15 protein-coding genes are annotated in these 19,379 nt (G+C 63.2%); 9 read left to right on the top strand and 6 right to left on the bottom strand.

What is annotated here, in order from left to right; translation table 11 throughout:
• Positions 1-138: 138 nt before the first annotated feature.
• Complete coding sequence (locus tag NT151_00700; protein ID MCX6537441.1) at positions 139-393, top strand: hypothetical protein; 255 nt, start codon at positions 139-141, stop codon at positions 391-393.
• A 2-nt stretch (positions 394-395) separates the two neighbouring features.
• Here NT151_00700 and NT151_00695 read toward each other — a convergent pair whose 3' ends face one another.
• Positions 396-779 carry a hypothetical protein gene (locus NT151_00695; GenBank protein MCX6537440.1) on the bottom strand — a complete coding sequence of 128 codons (384 nt, stop codon included), beginning with the start codon at positions 777-779 and terminating at the stop codon, positions 396-398.
• Positions 780-1,127: 348 nt separating this feature from the next.
• A complete protein-coding gene (locus NT151_00690) occupies positions 1,128-1,520 on the bottom strand; it encodes a hypothetical protein (GenBank protein MCX6537439.1) in 393 nt (130 codons plus the stop codon).
• 437 nt (positions 1,521-1,957) lie between these two features.
• On the opposite strand from NT151_00690, the gene NT151_00685 reads away from it, so the two are divergent.
• Together NT151_00685 and NT151_00680 are read left to right on the top strand one after the other, a co-directional pair.
• Positions 1,958-2,791 (top strand): IS1 family transposase, encoded by an 834-nt coding sequence (locus NT151_00685; GenBank protein ID MCX6537438.1) that lies wholly within the window; start codon positions 1,958-1,960, stop codon positions 2,789-2,791.
• A gap of 17 nt (positions 2,792-2,808) precedes the next feature.
• Positions 2,809-3,660, top strand: coding sequence for a hypothetical protein (locus tag NT151_00680; GenBank protein ID MCX6537437.1), 852 nt, complete (start codon positions 2,809-2,811; stop codon positions 3,658-3,660).
• Between the two features lie 321 nt (positions 3,661-3,981).
• Here NT151_00680 and NT151_00675 read toward each other — a convergent pair whose 3' ends face one another.
• Complete coding sequence (locus tag NT151_00675) at positions 3,982-4,464, bottom strand: hypothetical protein (protein ID MCX6537436.1); 483 nt, start codon at positions 4,462-4,464, stop codon at positions 3,982-3,984.
• Positions 4,465-5,195: 731 nt separating this feature from the next.
• Here NT151_00675 and NT151_00670 point away from each other — a divergent pair.
• The 3 genes from NT151_00670 to NT151_00660 all read left to right on the top strand — a co-directional run bounded on the left by NT151_00670 (position 5,196) and on the right by NT151_00660 (position 9,207).
• Positions 5,196-5,621, top strand: coding sequence for a TraR/DksA C4-type zinc finger protein (locus NT151_00670; protein ID MCX6537435.1), 426 nt, complete (start codon positions 5,196-5,198; stop codon positions 5,619-5,621).
• 126 nt (positions 5,622-5,747) lie between these two features.
• Positions 5,748-8,201 carry an endopeptidase La gene (gene lon / locus NT151_00665; GenBank protein ID MCX6537434.1) on the top strand — a complete coding sequence of 818 codons (2,454 nt, stop codon included), beginning with the start codon at positions 5,748-5,750 and terminating at the stop codon, positions 8,199-8,201.
• A 40-nt stretch (positions 8,202-8,241) separates the two neighbouring features.
• Positions 8,242-9,207 (top strand): histone deacetylase, encoded by a 966-nt coding sequence (locus NT151_00660; GenBank protein MCX6537433.1) that lies wholly within the window; start codon positions 8,242-8,244, stop codon positions 9,205-9,207.
• On the opposite strand, the gene NT151_00655 is transcribed toward NT151_00660, so the two are convergent.
• Both NT151_00655 and NT151_00650 read right to left on the bottom strand, forming a co-directional pair.
• Entirely contained in the window at positions 9,204-10,850 is a 1,647-nt protein-coding gene (locus NT151_00655; GenBank protein ID MCX6537432.1) for a B12-binding domain-containing radical SAM protein, read from the bottom strand. The genes NT151_00660 and NT151_00655 overlap by 4 nt on opposite strands.
• A 393-nt stretch (positions 10,851-11,243) precedes the next feature.
• On the bottom strand, positions 11,244-11,780 hold the full coding sequence (locus NT151_00650; protein ID MCX6537431.1) for an NUDIX hydrolase: 537 nt from the start codon (positions 11,778-11,780) through the stop codon (positions 11,244-11,246).
• 490 nt (positions 11,781-12,270) lie between these two features.
• Between NT151_00650 and NT151_00645 the strand changes: the two genes are divergently transcribed.
• The 3 genes from NT151_00645 to NT151_00635 all read left to right on the top strand — a co-directional run bounded on the left by NT151_00645 (position 12,271) and on the right by NT151_00635 (position 18,110).
• Entirely contained in the window at positions 12,271-15,282 is a 3,012-nt protein-coding gene (locus NT151_00645; protein MCX6537430.1) for a triple tyrosine motif-containing protein, read from the top strand.
• A 69-nt stretch (positions 15,283-15,351) separates the two neighbouring features.
• Positions 15,352-16,035: a response regulator transcription factor gene (locus NT151_00640; protein ID MCX6537429.1), complete on the top strand. Its 684-nt coding sequence runs from the start codon at positions 15,352-15,354 to the stop codon at positions 16,033-16,035.
• A gap of 362 nt (positions 16,036-16,397) precedes the next feature.
• Complete coding sequence (locus tag NT151_00635) at positions 16,398-18,110, top strand: HYR domain-containing protein (protein MCX6537428.1); 1,713 nt, start codon at positions 16,398-16,400, stop codon at positions 18,108-18,110.
• A 195-nt stretch (positions 18,111-18,305) separates the two neighbouring features.
• Here NT151_00635 and NT151_00630 read toward each other — a convergent pair whose 3' ends face one another.
• Complete coding sequence (locus NT151_00630; protein MCX6537427.1) at positions 18,306-19,265, bottom strand: RluA family pseudouridine synthase; 960 nt, start codon at positions 19,263-19,265, stop codon at positions 18,306-18,308.
• Positions 19,266-19,379: the final 114 nt, after the last annotated feature.

Genomic DNA, 19,379 nt, shown 5'->3' with positions numbered 1-19,379 from the left:
GTAATCCTGCCGCCGTCGCCCTAGCAGCCTTGGGTGCATCCAAGGGCGGCAAAGCGAGGGCTGCCAGCCTGTCTCCTGCCCGCCGCCGCGCCATCGCCAAGAAAGCGGTTCAGGCGCGGTGGAAGAAACACTAGACACGTGAGGATCGTTCTGTTCGTCTCGATCGCGCTGGTCGCGCTCCTTGGGCTGCGACACATCGCCGCTGTCGCAACCAACTACGACCAGGACGGAACGCTCAAGAAGGGCCAGCGGTTGTGTCATCTCGTATCAGCACTTATCCTATGGGCGTCGTGCGCGTCGTCAATCTACGACCAGTCTTTCGTGCCGCTCATCATCGGCATTCTGGTCGAGTACATGGTCAGACACGCCATCATTCGGTCTGGCCAGCGGTGACGCTAACCAAAGAACAGCGTTTCAAGCGCCCGTTTCAGAAACTGCCACAGCAGCAATTCCTCGTCGCCGACTCTTAGCCGACACTCTCCCGCATCGTTGAGAGTTAACGTAGCTTCCATGACAGTCTGGATCTTCTCGTCCGACACGTCGATCGTCTCGCCCCGCAACATGAACCTCACGACCCGCGTCGGACCCCTCAAAACAGAGAAAGACGCCCCGTCAGTAGTGACCGTCAGCGGGGCAACCTCACGTTCAGATTCCAGCCGTTTGTTACGAAGCGCGACGTCTGCGCTAGTTCGGACGCGCAACCGTTCAAAGATGATGCCTACCGAGCACTGATGGCGAGCAGTCACCCAGTCGAAATCATCTGACTTGGCATCCGTCATATTCCCCCCACATTTCTGATTAATCCACTAGGTCGCGATCACGAAGATCCCGTCGAAGTTGTCCAACGAGATCGTTTAGTCGAGCGACATTCTCAGTTATTCAGACGCCGCCGACCTACGATTTCGGCCAATCCGGCCATCGCCAGCGCGTTTGCAGTGACACGGCGATTACGAGGGCGACAGTATCGACCACCAAGTATCTTGTCGGTGGGTCGCCGTAGAACCTTGCTGGAAACGGCATCCCCGCGAATCTCTCCAGTATCCATACCAAAAGACCGTCCACGGCCAGCCATAGGACATAGCAGACGGCCGCCTGGAGGACGAACCGCACAAGGTGCTTTCCGGTTGTCATCCCCATTTCGCGTCCTTCCTGCCTTTCGCCGCGTATTCCAACTCACGCGCAGCCAACTGAGCACAGGTCACCACGCAGGCGCTCGGTAGGCCGGAGATTGAGCCGAACGTGTGTTCCTTACCCTCTCCGGTCCCGATTCCATGTATGCCGGACGTGGCGGCAAACTTCTGCACCGTATTGAGCCACCGCGCAAGCGGATCGGCTTCCTTGGTGAGTCCGGGATGCGCCGCACAGACGTAACGGGAGTGAAGCAAGAGAGCCCCTGCTTCTCGGGCGCGCGCATCGCAGCGTTCGCGCGATCTCTCGTCGGCACCCAGTATTTGCCAACTTGTTGACGCGCCGTTGATGCCCTTCTCTTGCTGCCACATGCCTTCAAGCGCGGCATCCATGACGGTAAAACTAGTCTCCAAGCGGTGCCAGTCGGACGGAGTTACCAATGTGATGGTTTCGGCTGGCGGTTCAGAGACGACCGCCCGGCCACCGACGCATTGGTCTGGTGGAGGAACAACTCTTCTGAATACGCGCCATGCCCAACGGCTCCCTGGGCCGGTCTGCAGGATGGCAAACACAAAGCAACAGGCGGTGATTATTGCCAGCGTTGGCACAAGCCAAGTGGCTCGTACGAGGAACGCCGTCCACGGGTTTGGCGCGGACTGGGCCTGCGCTACCGCCACCGTCGCGAATAGTCCAAGCATTACGCCACCCACTCCGAAAGCCGCATTGCGTGTTGACATGGCACAGAGACTACGCGAACCGAGTCGCCGACGCCGAACTTATTTCGTCTCACCACTTGACAATACTTGCACGAGCAAGTATATTGTCTAGTATGAACAAGCTGAGCACCGAGGACCGTGTTCGAGTGGTGGCGGCCCTGGTTGAAGGTTGCGGCCTTCGCGCCACGGCCCGCATGACCGGCGTAGCTCGGATGACCGTCGAAAAGCTCCTCCGCGACCTGGGCGCGGCCTCTGTCCGGTATCAAGACGAGCACCTGCGAAACCTCCATTGCCGCCGGATTCAATGCGACGAAATCTGGTGCTTCGTGTACGCCAAGCAGAAAAACGTCACGGCGAAAATCGCCGCCACACACCCCGACGCGGGCGACATCTGGACCTGGACGGCACTGGATGCCGATTCCAAGCTGATCGTGTCGTGGCTCGTCGGCGCGCGAGACGCCGGATCGGCCTATGAATTCATGCAGGACGTGGCGAGTCGTTTGCGCCATCGCGTACAACTCACGACGGACGGTCACACGCCCTACCTCGCGGCGGTTGAGGATGCGTTCGGCGCGGACATCGACTACGCCATGCTTCAGAAAATCTACGGGTCTGACCCGATTGCCGAGAAGCGGTACAGTCCGGCCGTCTGCCTTGGAGCCATCGCCCGACCGATCACGGGCAACCCGAACCCGAAACACATCAGCACGAGTTACGTTGAGCGGCAGAACCTGACCATGCGGATGCACATGCGACGGTTCACCCGCCTGACGAACGGGTTCTCGAAGAAGGTCGAAATGCACGCGCACGCCGTTGCGCTGCACTTCCTGTATTACAACTTCGCCAAGATTCATCAGACCCTCCGAGTCACGCCCGCGATGGAAGCGGGCATCTCCGATCACGTTTGGACGATCACTGAGATCGTGGCCTTACTCGACCGCGCCTGAGTTACAATCGGCCGGTCATGAACCTGTTCTACGACGGCGACAACCCGGATTTACTCATCGTCGGGATGAAATGGATCGTGGTCGTCGCGGTCATTGTCGGCTGCGTCTCCGGCGTGGCGACACGGTCACAACCACCACCAACCCCACAGTTCGCCGAACCAACCCCACAGTCCGCTGACCCAACCGACCAGAAACACAAGGATGCCGATCAGCCGGGCCAACCATCCCCGGAGCCTGTAGCCTCTCGCCAGATAATCGCCACTACGAATAATGACGAGCCAGCAACCACACATGAACAGAACAAAACTGACCGCTTGGCCGATGATTTGATGAATCCGATTACGTGGATAACTGCTGTTATTGCCCTCTTCGCATGTTGGCAGGTCATCGTCTATCGACAAATGCGTGACCACACCAAGGTGGTCGAACGAGCCTATATCGGCGTTTCTCACGTCCGGCTGACTGAGTTGCGCGAGGACAGCGCCTCCATCCGAATGAAAATCATGAATCGCGGGAAGACTCCGGGGCAGGTTCTCGGGGGCAACATCTGGTGGTCGGCCACCGATACACCCGGCAGTCAATTGGTGGAACTCAAGAAGTTCATCGATGTTGCGCCCATGCTTCTCACGGCCGAAGCCAGCATGATGTGCTCGGTGGACGTGCCTGTTGGCAAGGAAATGCTGGCCACTCATACATGGTGGCTTTCCGGCGAAGTTCATTACGAGGACCGTTTCGGCGATGTCCACGAAGCAGGATTCGGCCGAAGGTACGACCGCGCGAAGAACCACCTGATCTTTGACGAATCCACGCGCGGCCTGAACTACGATCAACCGATGACTCGGCAGGAACGACGGCAATATCTAACCTAAAGCCATGATTAGGGCTAATCCAAAGACTAGCCCGAGCGAGATCGCGCCGCCTGTTCTGACGAGGATGGCGGGTCCACCACACCAAGCACGTTGTTGCCCCTGCTCAGATTTGGGTAATGGGTGGTGCGGGTGAGACGTCGGCGTTAGCATACGCCGTGCCGTCCATCACGGGAAGAAGTTGAAAGTAGACCACTGCGGGTCGCCTACGTCCTTCAATTCATGAGCTCGGCAACGAATCTGTTCACTCAGGACGTAGTGCTGAGCGAGCACTTCACCCGACCGGTTCGCAAGAACGCTCAACCGGCATTGCGAGTCGAAGCACTACGGCATGATGATGGCGGGCCTGGCGGCGGCCTCCGAGCCGTCGGCCGACCCGAGTGGCTCGGGTGCGCCCGCGGCCGAGGCGATTCGCCCCGCGACCCGACCGATCAGGTTCAGGAAATAGAGAGAGTCGCCTGGCGCCGTCTTCTGCGCGCCACGCGCCAGCTGCTCGAGTCGCCGAAGGACGGCAGCCGCATCGCGGACAAACGCGGACGGGCGCTCCCGCCCCAACTCATCGAACACCGTGCGGAGTTCGGTGGCCATTCGCTGGGCTGGCAGTGAGCCTGCCCGGTGCTCATAAATCAGGCCCTTCGATTCAGTTTCATACGTCGAGGCCAGCGACCCGGCCGCGTCGGCGACCTCGACATCGCGTGCCGCCTCGAGGCCTTCTCCGCGGAATCGGTGAATGAGCGTCAGGCTCAGGAAGAACAGCCGCTGCTGTCCATCAGACAGCCCCATCATCCCGGGCACGAGCATCGCCATATCCTGCTCCTGCTGCTTTCGCACCATAGCGGGAGGGTGCGATCGGGATGAGGACAGGTACGGACAGGTGTCCGGGCACCTGATGTCGACATGGCGCTTGGTGCCACAGCAGACCGAACAGATGCTTTTTCCGAGGGCCGGGCAGGCGCGGCGGGCCGGTCGAGCGTCGCAGGATGGACAGCGCATCCGTCCAGCGTGCCACGGGGTCGTGATTCCGTCAACGCTGCCACATAGGTGTGCGCTGCCGTAGGTGTGCGCTGCCGTAGACGTGCACAGCCGCCACGGGGATGTGGCGAAGATGCGACACGTCCACTTTTGTGGTCACGCCGCCGGCGCGTCTCACGCTCTTTGGCAACCCAAGTCGTCGTCTCGAACTATTGCCGGATCTTCGGCGTCTAATGTGTTAACGCGGCCGGCAGGCGCTGCTGGTCAATCCATGATGGCATCCTGTAAGGCACTGACCATCAAGCGATTACGGCCGCGAGTGGTCTTGGCGTTGGCCGGGCTTGAGGCGGCCGTTCGAATCGGTCAGCGGGCACTGGAACCGATGGGCGTGAGGGCGCGGGCCACGCAAAGCAGGATGCCAGACTGAGATTGACAGCGTGGGAGACACCCCGCTACAATGGCAGATTCTTTGCAGGGGTGTTGCGGGCATAGAGACCCTGACGTCCCAGGATGACGCGAAAGGAGCGTCGGACACCATGGCAACCAATGGCGCAACCGTGAAGGGTATGAAGACTGAACGCTACGGCGAGCTCAAGCGGATGCTCGAAGACCGCCGTCGCGAGATCGTGAACGAAGTGCACGACAAGATTCGAGACGTCCGGACCGAGGGTTCCCACGGCAAGATGAGCGAAGTGTTCGATGCTGGTGAGAGCTCAGAGGCGGACATCCAGGACGACATCGAGTTCGCGTTGATCCAGATGAAGGCGGAGACGCTGACCAAGATCAACGAAGCGCTCTCGCGACTCGAGGAAGGGGCGTACGGCGACTGCTTCGAGTGCGGCGACGAGATCGCCCCGCAGCGGCTGCGCGCCCTGCCGTTTGCGGTTCGCTGCAAGGATTGCGAGCAGGCGCGAGAGAACGCGATGCATCGCGAGCGGTTGATGGCCCAGCGATCAGCCTCTTCGTCACTCTTCTTTGACATCTCCAACTAACTGCGGCATCCTTCAGACGGGTCGTCGGCCGTAACCGGTCGGGACCCGCCGAAGTTTTCTCTCTCATTCACTGCGTTCGGGACGTGAGTGGGTCGCCCCGCTCCCTGCCCGACACGAGGGTTGCGGATGACTGATGTACTGGAAAAGCCGCCGTTCGAGGATCTGATAGGCGGGGAGAAGGGACTCTTCATTCCGCCCGATCTCCCGATCCTCCCGCTGCGCGACACGGTCCTGTTTCCGAATTCCTTCATGCCGCTTGCCGTGGCGCGCGAAAGCTCCGTACGTCTGATTGATGAGGCCATCGGAACGGGCAAGCTGATCGCGGTGTGCACACAGCGCGACGCGAGTGTCGAGGAGCCGCGCGCCGAGGATCTGTACCCCGTCGGCACCGCGACCCACATTCACAAGATGTTCAAGCTGCCGGATGGCAGCCTTCGCTTGATCGTGCAGGGGCTCGCCCGGCTGCACCTTGATGCGATCATCGCCACGGAGCCCTATCTGCGTGGGCAGGTACGGCGCGCCGAAGAAGTGACCCGAGACGACGACCATCTGGAGATCGACGCGCTGCAGCGAAACATCAAGTCGAATTTTCAGCAGGTGGTGTCGCTCTCGCCGCTGCTGTCGGACGACTTGCAGACGCTCGCGTTCGGCATTACCGAACCGGGACGTCTGGCCGATTTCATCGCATCGAGCCTGAGCACGATCGGCACGCCGGTCAAGCAGGAGGTGCTCGAGACGCTCGACCTCCGCGAACGGATGGCGCATCTGAACCGGATTCTGATCAAGGAACTGGAGGTGCTGGAACTTGGCTCGAAGATCCAGTCGCAGGTGCAGTCCGAGGTCGGCAAGAACCAGCGTGAGTACTTCCTGCGCGAGCAGATGAAGGCAATTCAGAAGGAGTTGGGTGAAGGCGACGACCAGGCCAAGGAGATCGACGAGTTGCGAGACAAGATCGAGGCCGCAGGCATGCCGGAGGCGGTAAAAAAGGAGGCGCTCCGAGAACTCGATCGCCTGTCCCGGATGCCGGTGGCTGCCGCCGAGTACACCGTGTCGCGCACGTATATCGACTGGCTGGTCACGTTGCCATGGGTGGCGCGCACCGAGGAGACCATCGATCTGGCCCACACGAAACGCATCCTCGATGCCGATCATTCCGATCTCGAGAAAGCCAAGGACCGCATCCTGGAATACCTCGCCGTGCGTAAGCTGAACCCCTCGATGAAGGGGCCGATTCTCTGCTTCGTCGGTCCTCCAGGCGTGGGCAAGACGTCGCTCGCCAAGTCGATCGCGACGTCGCTCGGCCGGAAATTCGTGCGAGTCTCGCTTGGCGGCATGAGGGACGAGGCCGAGATCCGCGGTCACCGGCGCACCTACATCGGCGCGCTGCCGGGACAGGTGATCCAGGGCCTCCGGCGGGCGGAGTTCAGGAACCCCGTGTTCATCCTCGACGAAATCGACAAGCTGGGATCGGATTTCCGGGGCGACCCGGCATCAGCGCTCCTCGAGGTCCTGGACCCGGAACAGAACAACACGTTCCGCGATCACTACCTCGATGTGCCCTTCGACCTGTCCGAGGTGCTCTTCATCACGACGGCCAATATCCTCGACCCGGTGCCACCCGCCCTGCGCGACCGGATGGAGGTGCTCGAGCTGCCGGGCTATACCGAAGAGGAGAAGCTCAAGATCGCCCGCGAACACCTGGTCGCCAAGCAGGTGCAGAACCACGGCCTCACCGCCGAGGTCATCGCGTTCACCGACGACAGCCTGAGGACGGTCATCCGGGGTTACACGCGCGAGGCTGGCGTCCGCAACCTCGAGCGCGAGATCGCGGCGCTCTGCCGCAAGGTGGCGCGTCGCCACGCCGAGGGCGACGAGACGCCGGTCGCGGTGACGTCCAGTCTGGTCATGGATCTGCTTGGCGCGCCGAAGTTCATTGATGAGGAGATCGAGGAGCGGACCAAGGCCCCGGGTGTCTCCATCGGCCTTGCGTGGACGCCGGTTGGGGGCGAGGTGCTGTTTATCGAGGCTTCACGGATGAAGGGCACCGGCTCGCTGACGCTGACCGGACATCTCGGCGACGTCATGAAGGAATCCGCGCGGGCCGCCCTCTCGTGGCTGCGGGCCAACGCCAACCGCTTCGGCGTAAAAGGGGACTTCTTCCATGACGCCGAGATTCACCTGCACGTGCCGTCAGGTGCGATTCCGAAAGACGGCCCGTCGGCCGGCGTCGCCATGGTGACCGCGCTGGCGTCCGAGCTCACGGGTCGGCCCGTGCGCGGTGATCTGGCCATGACCGGCGAGATCACGCTGAGTGGCCGGGTGCTGCCGGTCGGGGGCATCAAGGAGAAGGTGCTGGCGGCGCGCCGCGCCGGCCTGCGCGAAGTGATTCTCCCGCGGCAGAACGAAAAGAACATCAACGAAGACATCAGCGAGGATCTGCGTCGCGATCTGAAGGTCCACTTCGTCACCACGATTGACGAGGTGCTCGCGCTGGCGTTGCCAGCCGCACTGCCGTCCCGGCGCGCGCCAGTGACCTCGCGGCGCAAGCGCCGATCCGCCGTAGCGATCTCCTCGCGGTGAGTCCGCATCACCGTTGTCCGGCGGTCAGAAACCGACGCCCGTGAAACTCGTCTACTCGGAACGCTACATGGTCGATATCGGCGCCCATGTGTTTCCGACGGCGAAGTACCGGCTTGTGCGGGACGCGGTCCTGTCGTCCGGGCTCGTCGTACCCGCGGACATCCTCGAACCGGCAGCCGCTCCGTGGGAGACGCTGGCCCTGGTCCACGAGCCCCAGTATCTCGAGAAGACCAGGTCGGGAGGATTCCGGTCGTCGGAGCTCGCACTACTCGAGCTGCCGTGGTCATCGGAGGCGGCCGAGGGGTTCCGGGTCATGACCGGGGGCACGGTGCTGGCCGCCCGGCTGGCGGTGGCCGAAGGGGCTCGGATCAGCCGTCACCACCCCACACCCGCCGATGACGCCCTTGCTCCCCTGGCTGTTTCCGCCAACCTCGGTGGCGGGTTTCATCACGCCTTCCCGTCACACGGGGAGGGCTTCTGCCTCTACAACGACATCGCCGTTGCGATTCGCGCGTTGCAGCACGATGGCACGATCGCGCGCGCCGCAGTGGTCGACTGCGACGTGCACCAGGGCAACGGCACGGCGTTCATTTTCGAAGGCGACCCGTCGGTATTCACGTTCTCGATGCATCAGGAACACAACTACCCCTTCGTCAAGCCGCGCGGCTCGCTGGACGTGGGCCTCGTCGACGGCGCAGGCGACGAGGAGTATATGCGGACCCTCGAATGCGCCCTGCCCCAGGTGCTGGCATCGCGACCGGACCTCGTCGTCTACGTGGCGGGCGCCGATCCTTTCATCGAGGATCAGTTGGGAGGTTTGAATGTGACGATGGATGGACTGGCGCAGCGGGATCGCGCCGTGTTCCAGGCGGCACGCGTGGCGCGAGTGCCTGTGGTGGTCGTGCTTGCGGGTGGCTACGCCAGGCGGGTCGAGGACACCGCAGCCATCCACACGGCCACGATCGCGTCTGCCATCGATCTGGCGCCGGCCACGTCCACTACTTAGACGGGTTCCGGCCAGTTCCGGCGCTCGATGAACGTCATCGGCTCGATCTGCTTCCCGCGCGGGTATTTGCGTGCGTCCCGTCGCGACGTCCACAGCAGCACCGGGCCCGCCGCGCGGTTGATCCAGCGCGTCAACGCGCCGAATTCACCCTCCATGTCTCTGCGCAGGGCGCGGATCTTCAGGCTCACGTCGACGTTGGTGTCCCGCAGGTACTTCTCCATCGCAAACAGCGCCGCGCCGTACGATCGGCGCAGGTCGCGCGCAGTCCGCTGGAATCGCTGCCGGACTCGTGGATCGGGATCGTCGTGATAGCGCTTCCAGCCTTCCATCATGGTCTTGGCCAGGCGATAGACGCTCGGGCCGTTCTTCTCGTAGTCGCGCCGGAAGGCCCAATCGAGCCATCGCTTCGAGCTGTCGCGCGGCATGGCCGCGTGCTCGAAATTGAACCGATCCTGCCCATGGATGTCGGCCAGATCCACGTCGATCAACCGGCCTTCGCCGGCCATTTCCTCGTACAGCGGCGTGCCTGGCACCGGGGTGTAGAGCATGAACTGGTGAAAGTCGGTGTCGTGCGCGACCGCGTGCTCGATCTCGGCCTGGATGTTGTCGGGCGTGTGGTGTTCGAGGCCGACGATGGTCGACCCGAGCACGCCGATGCCGTGCGCCTGGAGTTCCTTCGTGAGTGTGACGGTGTCGGCGCCCTTGAGCTTGCTGTACCCGCTCTGGCGCGCTTCGAGGCCCATCCAGATCCAGGCGACGCCGAGTTCGACCAGTTCCCGCATCTTGTACTTGGAGATCGCGTTCGCCGACGAGAACACGTAGAGCGACCAGGCCTTGCCCTTCTCCTTCATGTGCTCGAGCAACTCCATCGCGCGCTCTTTGTAGAGCAGGAAGTTCTCGTCCATGACGAAGAACGACTTGACGCCAAGGCGTGCTTCGGCGTCGCACATCGCGTGGAAAATCTCCGCGCCGTGCTCGAAAAAGTTTATGACTTTGCCCTTGCCGCCAAAAAACGCCGACGTCGTGCAGAAGTTGCAGCCCATCGGGCAGCCAACCGACGGAATGATCGTCGCCGCCGGGCTCCCGCCGCCCTGTGGTCCTCTCAGGCCCATGATGCTGAATCCGAATGACGACGGAATCACCGGATGATTGACCGGCACGGTCGGGTCCTCGCCAAGGAAGGACCGGAACCACGACACGCCTTCGCCCTTCACGATGTGATCGGCATCAATCATGTGCTGGAGGCCGGGGATGGCCGCCACGTGGCCGCCAACCACGATCGTCGATGTCGGCGAATGCTCCCGCACGAGCCGGCACATTTCGCGGACCTTGCCGATATTGACGATGATGCCAGACACGCCGACGATGTCGTATTCGTGGGCTTTCAGCTCTTCGATGAATCGCTCGCGGGTGGGGAAGTCGAGCACGGCGCATGGCGCCGAGATGTTGTGCTGGATGAAGATGATGCCCCAGGAACGATGGAACAGGCGGAGCGAGAACGGGCCCTGCTCACGCGTGACCTGGTTGTGGTACAGCTCCATCGGATTGATCGATCGGCTCCCGAACTCATCGTCCTGGGCATACGGCCCGAACACCGAGGAAAGAAGAACGCGCGCCTGCGTGCCTTTGGGATGTTGCGGCATGAATCGTCAGAACCTTCCTGAGTGCTTCGACTCGCCACTACGACTGCGATTTCTCGTGAGATGATCGGGTCCAAACGCTCGCTCAGCACGAAGTCCTGAGGGAATAAGTTCGTCGCCGAACTTATGAATCGAAGGACCACGCCCGGTCTTCATCGAAGCCGGGCGGCCAGTCTCGCCACTTCGCAGAGAAATGCGAGGGGTACTTTCTCATCATACGCCAATTCGATCGATCGCGGCGTACATCACGCGGTTCGGGGAGCCACTCGGCGTGGCCGTATGATGAACAAATGTTCGGTATCGTGAACCCGACTGGCCCGTTCGTGACGCGACCACGGCGCGTCTGCCGATCGCGTGGAACCGGCACAGGAACGGACCACACACCGGGTTGCGCGATCAGACCAGCGTCAACCCCCACGCCGTCTTCAAATCCACGACGTCACCCCGGCGGACCAACTCGCGTGCATCGTCGAGCGAAAACTCCTGCACGCGAATGTCCTCGTCCTCGTCCTTTTCTGCGACGGGTCCGTCCGGATTCGGGGCATGAAGTCCGGTGAGCCTGTAGTAGTTCATCGCTTCGGTACAGAAACCGGGAGTCGGGTACCACGAACCGGCGAACTCGACCGTCGTGGGCACCAGTCCGATTTCTTCTTCGCACTCGCGTGCCGCCGCCGCGGCGGGATCTTCACCAGGTTCAAGACTGCCCGCAGGCAATTCCCAAATCCACCGGTCGAGCGCGTAGCGGTACTGCCTGATCAGGACGATGCGTGAGTTGTCGACGAGCGGCAGCAAGACCACCGAACCTGGATGGCGCACGATCTCGAAGGTGACCGTGCGGCCGTTCGGGAGCGTGACGCGGTCCTTCGTGACGGTGAAGATGCGCCCCTGAAACGCCGTGGTCTGCGTATGGCGCGTGCCTGCCGGTTCATTCATGGGAGAGACTCCTGATTCGATTCTCGCCATTCCCTGTCGACCACTGCCTACCCTACTGTCTACTGTAGTACGGTTTTCAGTCCACCCGCTTCTTGCTTTCGTGCCGGAGATCGTCTTGGGACCGTTGTTGCCCGCGGCGGAGCCCGCGACTCAAGTGAGCTGCTGACGCACGGTCCGCAACGACTCTCAGCACATGGCTCTCGGCACATGGCGAGATTGTGGCGGCACTGGGCCGTTTCCTCGGGATCGGGGCCGAACGATGCCTGTCCGGCGTTCGGTGCGGCGGTGCTCATGCGCCCTGTGTCAGCACTTGTGTGGTGTATCCTGTGCCGGCGTGTGTTCGGCCGTCGGCTGCCCGGTGCCCTCCGGAGGTTCCGGCGGCGCCAAGTGCAAGCACCGGCCCAGCGTCCCCAGCGGTGTCGCGTAAAGGGTGATTGGTCAACTCGGAGCCTCGCGAGAGGCCTCTGATAGCGCCCATCGGCTTCGATCCATGCTGACTGCTGACACGAGGCGTCGCGGAAGTGGCCTTCGACCTTGGAAGGCGCAGTGCCTCGTCCTCGCGCTGGTGGCCATCGGCGGGATGAGCGGTGGCGCCGTGGGAGTGACCGGCCAAGCGGACTTCACCATCGACGCCTGGCAAACCGATGACGGCCTGCCGCAGAGTTCCGTGAAGTCCATCGCGCAAACACCCGATGGCTATTTGTGGTTGGCCACTTTCAACGGCCTTGCCCGCTTCGATGGCGTCCGGTTTACCGTGTTTGACACCAGCAACCTGCCCGGGTTGCCCAACAACCGCCTCATCCAATTGTCGGTAGACCGGGCAGGCGCGCTTTGGTTGATCACCGAGTATTACGACTTGGCACGGCTCCAGAACGGGCGGTGCCGCACCTTCACCGCCGCCGACGGTCTGCCGCCGGAAGGAGTCCGATGGGTGGAGGAAGATGGTCAAGGCGTTCTCTGGCTGGCCGGACAGAAGGGTAGCTTGCGTCGTTGGCAGAATGGCAAGTTTGTCTCCGTGCCCGCGCCGCCTGAACTCGAGGCAGGGCCTATTGAGCGAATGGTGGTCGACAGCGAGGGTGGGGCGTGGTTCCAGCAACAGGATCGTCTGTTCGGTCTTCACAACGGCCAGATCGTCCTGCTGCAAGGGCCGGACGGCCAGCCGGAGGCCGTGGTCAAGCATGTCTGTCCCAGTCGTGACGGCGGTCTTTGGGTGGTCACGCCGGCGGGCCTCCGCAAGCATCGTCAGGGTAGATGGCTGCCGGTGGTCTGGCCGTGTCCTGACTTCAAGTCCCGCCCCGTGGATTCGCGCGAAGACCTCGCCGGTAACCTCTGGCTGGCGACGTACAACAACGGCCTGTTCCGATTCAGCCCGAATACCGGATGGACTTATCTCACGGTGGAGTCCGGATTGACCACGTTGTCCCTGCGGAGCCTCCATTGCGACCGGGAAGGCAACGTGTGGGCCGGCACCGACGGCGGCGGGCTGCTCCGGATCAAACCTCGTCTTTGGAAAATGATCACCCGGCGCGAAGGGCTGGGCATAGATGCAGTTCATTCGGTCTCTCAGGATCAGCATGGGCGGATTTGGTTCGGGGGCGGCACTTCGAAACCGTACTGGTTGAATGACGGCGTGGTGTCGGTGGCGATCGCGTCCCCGCTTTCCGATCCCATGCAAGGCGTCTGGGCCGTGCTGGCCGCACGAACAGGAGCAACCTGGATCGGAACGTACGGGGGAAAGGTCTTTCGTTTCAAGGACGGCGCCTTGACCGCGTACGGGGCAGCCGAGGGGATGTTGGCCGGGTCGGTGCGCGCCTTGTTGGAAGACCGGCAGGGGGCTATCTGGGTGGGCGGTGTCGAAGGGCTGAGCCGGATTGACCGTGATCAGGTGACGCATTACTCCCGCCGCAACGGGATGTCATCGGATCGAGTGCAGACACTGGCGGAAGACTCCCACGCGCGCCTCTACATCGGGACCGCTGACGGAGGACTGAACCGGTTTCAGGACGGGCGGTTCACCGTCTTCACGCACGAACAGGGATTGCCCGACGATGTCATCACCGCGCTCTATGTGGACGCCGAAGACGTGCTGTGGATCGGCACGCACGGTGGTGGCCTGAGCCGGTTTCAGACGGGTCGGTTCTTCAACTACCGCGTCAAGGGCGGCCTGCCGGCGCGGGGCGTTGGTCCCATGCTCGAAGACAACGATGGGCGCCTCTGGATGGCCTCCGACCTGGGCATCATTCGCGTGAGTCGGCACGAACTTGCGGAGTTTGGCGACGGCCGCCTCCGTTCGGTCAACTATGTGGCCTTCGATCGCAGTGACGGGCTGGAGACGATCGAAGTGGGCGGCATCCAGCCGGCCTGTTTGAAGGCCCGCGACGGCACACTGTGGTTCGGCACGGCCAAGGGCGCGGCCTTCGTGGACCCGAGGCAACTGCGCGTCAACCCGTTCCCGCCGCCAGTGATGATAGACGAAGTGCGAATTGATGGCGAGATCGTCGAAGAGCAGCGCTCTGAAAGCCGAGGTGAGACTTCGGGGGGAGGTTGGTCACGCGTCACGCTGCAGCCGAGTCAGCGCCGCGTGGAGTTTCGCTTCACAGGCTTGAGCTTCGCAGCCCCGACCAGGGTGCGGTTCCGGTATCGGATGGAGGGATTCGATCCCGATTGGGTGGATGGCGGCGCCACGCGCAGCGCCTCGTACACGCGGCTGCCTCCTGGGAACTACACCTTCCATGTGACGGCCTGCAACAATGACGGCGTCTGGAACCAGGTCGGCGTGTCGCTCGCGGTCGAGGTCGTGCCGGCGTTTCATCAAACGTGGTGGTTCCTCCTGCTCGTGCTCGCCGGGATGGCGGGCGTGAGTTGGGCGTTGATCCATGTCCGGGTGTCGCGCCTGCAGCAACTCGCCCGGTTGCGCGGGCGCATCGCCGGCGACCTGCACGACGAAATCGGCAGCAACCTCGGCGGCATCATCCTGCTCAGCGAGTTGACGCAGCACGTTCCGGCGCTTCCCACGGAGGCGCAGACCTCGCTTCAGGAGATCAACACCACCGCCCAGCGCACCGCCAGCGCCATGCGCGACATCGTGTGGTTTCTCAACCCCGACTTCGACACGTTGGTCGACATGGTGGCGCGCATGCGTGAATTCGCCCGCACGCTGCTGGCCGGCGTGGATTGCGAGTTCGTGGCGCCGAGCGAGCTGTCGGGACAGAGCCTGCCGCTCGAATTCCGTCGCAATGTGTTCTTCACCTTCAAGGAAATCCTGCACAACATCGTCAAGCACGCCGCCGCCACACGGGTCAGCATGCGGGTGGAGGTGACCGGCCGCCGGCTCACCTTGCGCGTCCAGGACAACGGGCGCGGCTTCGATCGCGCGGCCGCCTCGTCAGGGCACGGCTTGCGGAGCATGCAGCAGCGCGCGGCGGACCTGCGCGGGGAGTTCGTCGTCGAGAGCGAACCAGTTAAGGGAACCATCGTGACGCTCACCGTGATGCTCCCGTGAGGCGTGATCAGAGGCCATCACGAAATCTCGGGAGTGGCGCGACATCCAATGCCGTGCGATGATGCGCCCATGAGCGCTGATGCCACTATGCTGAACGCACCGTCAGGCTCGCCGGCCCATCCCATCAACGTCTGGCTGGTCGAAGACAACGAGACGTATCGTGGCGCCATTGCGCGCGCGCTGGACCACGCTCCGGACCTTCGCTGCACAGGCGCGTTCGGTTCGTGCGAGGCCGCCCTGGGACGGCTGCGCGAAGACCATCCTCCCGAGATCATCCTGTTGGATATCGGCCTGCCGGGCATGAGCGGGCTCGACGGCATCCAGCAATTCAAGGAACTTTCGCCGGCCACGCACGTCATCATCCTGACCGTGTTCGAGGACACGGACAAGATCGTCAGGGCCATCTGCGCCGGGGCGGCTGGCTACCTCCTGAAGACTTCGCCGGCAGAGAAGATCGCCCAGGCGATTCGCGAAGTCCTCGGCGGCGGCGCGCCCATGACGCCGCAGATTGCGCGGTCGGTGTTGGGCCTCTTCGCGCGAATGGCTGGCCCGCCGCCGGAGCATGGCCTCAGCCAGCGCGAAAAGGAAACGCTCGAGTTCCTGGTCCAAGGTCTGGCGACCAAGGAAATCGCCGACCGTCTCGACCTGAGCATCCACACCGTGGACACGCACTTGCGCAATATCTACCGCAAGCTCCACGTGCATTCGCGTGCGGGCGCCGTGGGCAGGATGCTCCAGGCGAAGTTCCGCTGAGCGGCCTACCTCATTCCGCTTCTTCGATATTCCTGAATCTAGCCGTTGCGCGACGGGCGCGACCAGCCTCCGCGCCAGAGCGCTATGGCGTGACCTCGACGTAGCTCAAAGAGCGAAGTCGGGGCGGAGGCTGTCAGACCCGGCAAGCGGTCCCGTCAGCGTGACTCGCCTGGGATCGCCGGGCTCCAGCCCGGCCTCACGGAGGCATCACGTGTTTTCGTGAATTGTGGCTGCTGACGCGGGGCACTACTCTTGCGCCGTGCTTGGAACTCATTGCGAATTCTCGCAACCGAACAACACAACAGAGCGGTGAGAGCACTGAAACAGTTCACCCCAGTCGGGTCGTAGCAAGGGAGGCTTCAATGTTTGCAAAACGTGCCTGGTTGCTTGTCTTCTTAATGTTCGGCCTGCTCGTGGCGAGCCCGAACGCCCAGAATCCCCCCCGCGTCGTCGTCTGGGGCAGCAACGAAAACCAGCAGCGCGATGTTCCGGCTGGGCTCACCGACGTCATCGCCGTCGCCGCGGGCGGGTCCCATAGCCTGGCGCTGAAGAGCGATGGCACCGTTGTCGCCTGGGGAAGCGGCAATGGCATGGAAGGCTTCCCGGAGGGCCTGACGGGCGTTATCGCCATCTCCTCACACTACGCGCACAACCTGGCCCTCAAGAGCGACGGCACAGTCGTCGCCTGGGGCTACAACTACTATGGGGAATGCAATGTCCCGGCCGGGTTGACCGACGTCAAGGCCATCTCCGCGGGCGAGAACTTCAGCTTGGCCCTGAAGGCCGACGGCACCGTCGTCGGCTGGGGCGCCAACATGTATAACCAGATCGCCGTCCCGGCCGGGCTGGACGGCGTCAAGGCTATCGCCGCGGGAGCCTACCATGGCCTGGCCCTCAGGAACGACGGCACTGTTGTCGCATGGGGCCGTGGTAGATACGACGATGAGCCAGCAACCGTACCTGCCTTCCTGACCGATGCAAGCACGGCCAACATCAAGGCCCTCGCCGCGGGATTCACGCACAGCGTAGGCCTCCGGGAGGACGGCACCGTGGTCGAATGGCTCGCCGATGTCGAATGGTGGAACAAAGATGGGCTGACCGGCGTCACTGCTATATCCGCGAGCACGAACTACGACCGTATGGCCCTGAAGGAAGACGGCACCGTCGTCGCGTGGGGCGAGGGCGACAGCTACGGCCAGCGCAACGTACCGGCCGACCTGACGGGAGCCACCGCCATCGCCATCGGGTGGCGCCATGCGCTGGCGTTCGGGGTTCTCCCGCCCGACACGACCCCGCCCACTCTCACCGTCCCGCCGGACGTGACGGCCGAGGCGACCGGCAGCACCGGCACGCCGGTGGACATTGGCCAGGCGACGGCGACAGACAACCGTGACGCCAACCCGGTGGTCACCAACGACGCGCCGACGGGCGGCTTTCCTCTGGGTGTGACCACCGTCACGTGGACGGCCACCGACGCCTCGGGTAACAAGGCGACGGCCGTTCAGTTGGTGACGGTCAAGGACACCACGCCGCCGACGATCACCGCGCCTCCAGACGTCACCGCGCAACAGACCGGCTCGGGCGGCACGCCGGTGAACCTGGGGTTGGCGACGGCCACAGACATTGCTGATCCGAACCCTACAATCACCAACAACGCGCCGGCCCTCTTCCCGGTGGGTATCACGACGGTCACGTGGACCGCGACGGACCACTCGGGCAACTCCGCCACGGCGACGCAGAAAGTGACCGTGGTGGCGCCTCCGCCGTCCGCGATCAGCGCGTCCGCAACACCTAATACCGTATGGCCACCCAACAAGAAGATGGTGCCAATTGTGGTCACAGTGACGGCCACAAGCGGCCCCGCGCCCAGTACCAAGATCGTGGGCGTGACCTGCAATGAGACGATTGCAGCCTCGGATGTTGTCATCACCGGCCTGAAGACGGTGAGCCTGCGGGCTGACCGCGACGGCAATGGAACCGGGCGCGTCTATACGATCAAGTTGCAGTGCACCACGCCCGGGAGCACCTGCGCCGCGACGGTGGACGTCAAGGTGCCGCACGACCAGGGGAAGTAGCCATCGGGCGAGGAGATCTCGCCGCATCGTGAAGCAGAGGGGGAGGCGCTCCTGCCGTGCGGAGCGCCTCCGCACTTAGTGCTTCAAGTCACAAGTACGGCCCCGTATCGCTTTCGATCGCGTGGGCCGCAGTGGCTCTCTCAGTACTAAGTCCTGAGGGCACAAATACGTTGCCGTATTTGTTCTTCGAAGGACTTAGTCTTCCATCCTCGCCTCGAAGCGCTCCACGATGTCATCGAGTACGTCCTGCAAATCCTGGGGAAGAGGTGCGACGAACTCCATCCGCCGCTTCGGGTCGGACGGGTGGGTGAACGCCAGCCGCATCGCGTGCAGGAACGGTCGATCGAGTCGCAGCACGGGCCGCAGATGACGGGGGACATGTCGCCGCACGCCGCCATAGACGGAGTCGGCCACGATCGGGTGGCCAATCGCGCTCAGGTGGACGCGGATCTGATGCGTCCGCCCCGTCGCGATGGCGACGTGCAGGTACGACACGCCGCGCAGGAACCGGGCCTTCGTTACCCGCGTGACCGCAGAGCGTGCATGCTTGGCCTTCGCCGACATCTTCTTGCGGTCGTTGGGGTCGCGGCCGATGCCGGCGTCAATGCGCCGGCCCTGCTGCACCTCGCCCCAGACGAGCGCCACGTATTCCTTTTCGACCTCACGGTCCTGGAACTGCCGCGACAACTCCTGGTGGGCCGCGTCGTGCTTGGCGACCACCATCACGCCCGACGTGCCCTTGTCGAGGCGATGCACGATGCCGGGCCTGAGCTCGCCGCCTACCCCGCTCAAGTCGTTCACGTGGTGCAGGAGCGCATTCACCAGCGTGCCGGCCGCGTGGCCTGGCGCCGGGTGCACCACCATGCCCGCCGGCTTGTTCACGACGATGACGTCGCTATCCTCAAACAGCACGTCGATCGGCAAGGCCTCCGGCACAGGGGTGGCGGGCGACGGATCGGGAACGTCGACGATCACCAGATCGCCGGCTCGAACCTGGTGGTTCGAGCGGACCGATTTTTCGCCGAGGCGGATCTGGCCTTCCTTGATGAGTCGCTGAACCTGGGAACGCGACTGCCCTGGCACGAGGGCCACGACGAACTGGTCGAGGCGCTGGCCGGCTTGTTCGGCGTCCACGGTGAGATCGAAATGCTGCATAGTCCTCGCGGTAGGCCGCTTCTGTCGCCGGGTCTGACTGCCTCCGCCAAGGCTACGGCGGTCCGCCGAAGCTTCACGCGAAGGCGGAAGACCCGGCCTCCAGTGCAAAACGCC

Source organism: Acidobacteriota bacterium (genome assembly GCA_026393675.1).
Lineage (GTDB): Bacteria > Acidobacteriota > Vicinamibacteria > Vicinamibacterales > JAKQTR01 > JBAXOX01.
This window is presented reverse-complemented; position numbering and strand designations above follow the sequence as displayed.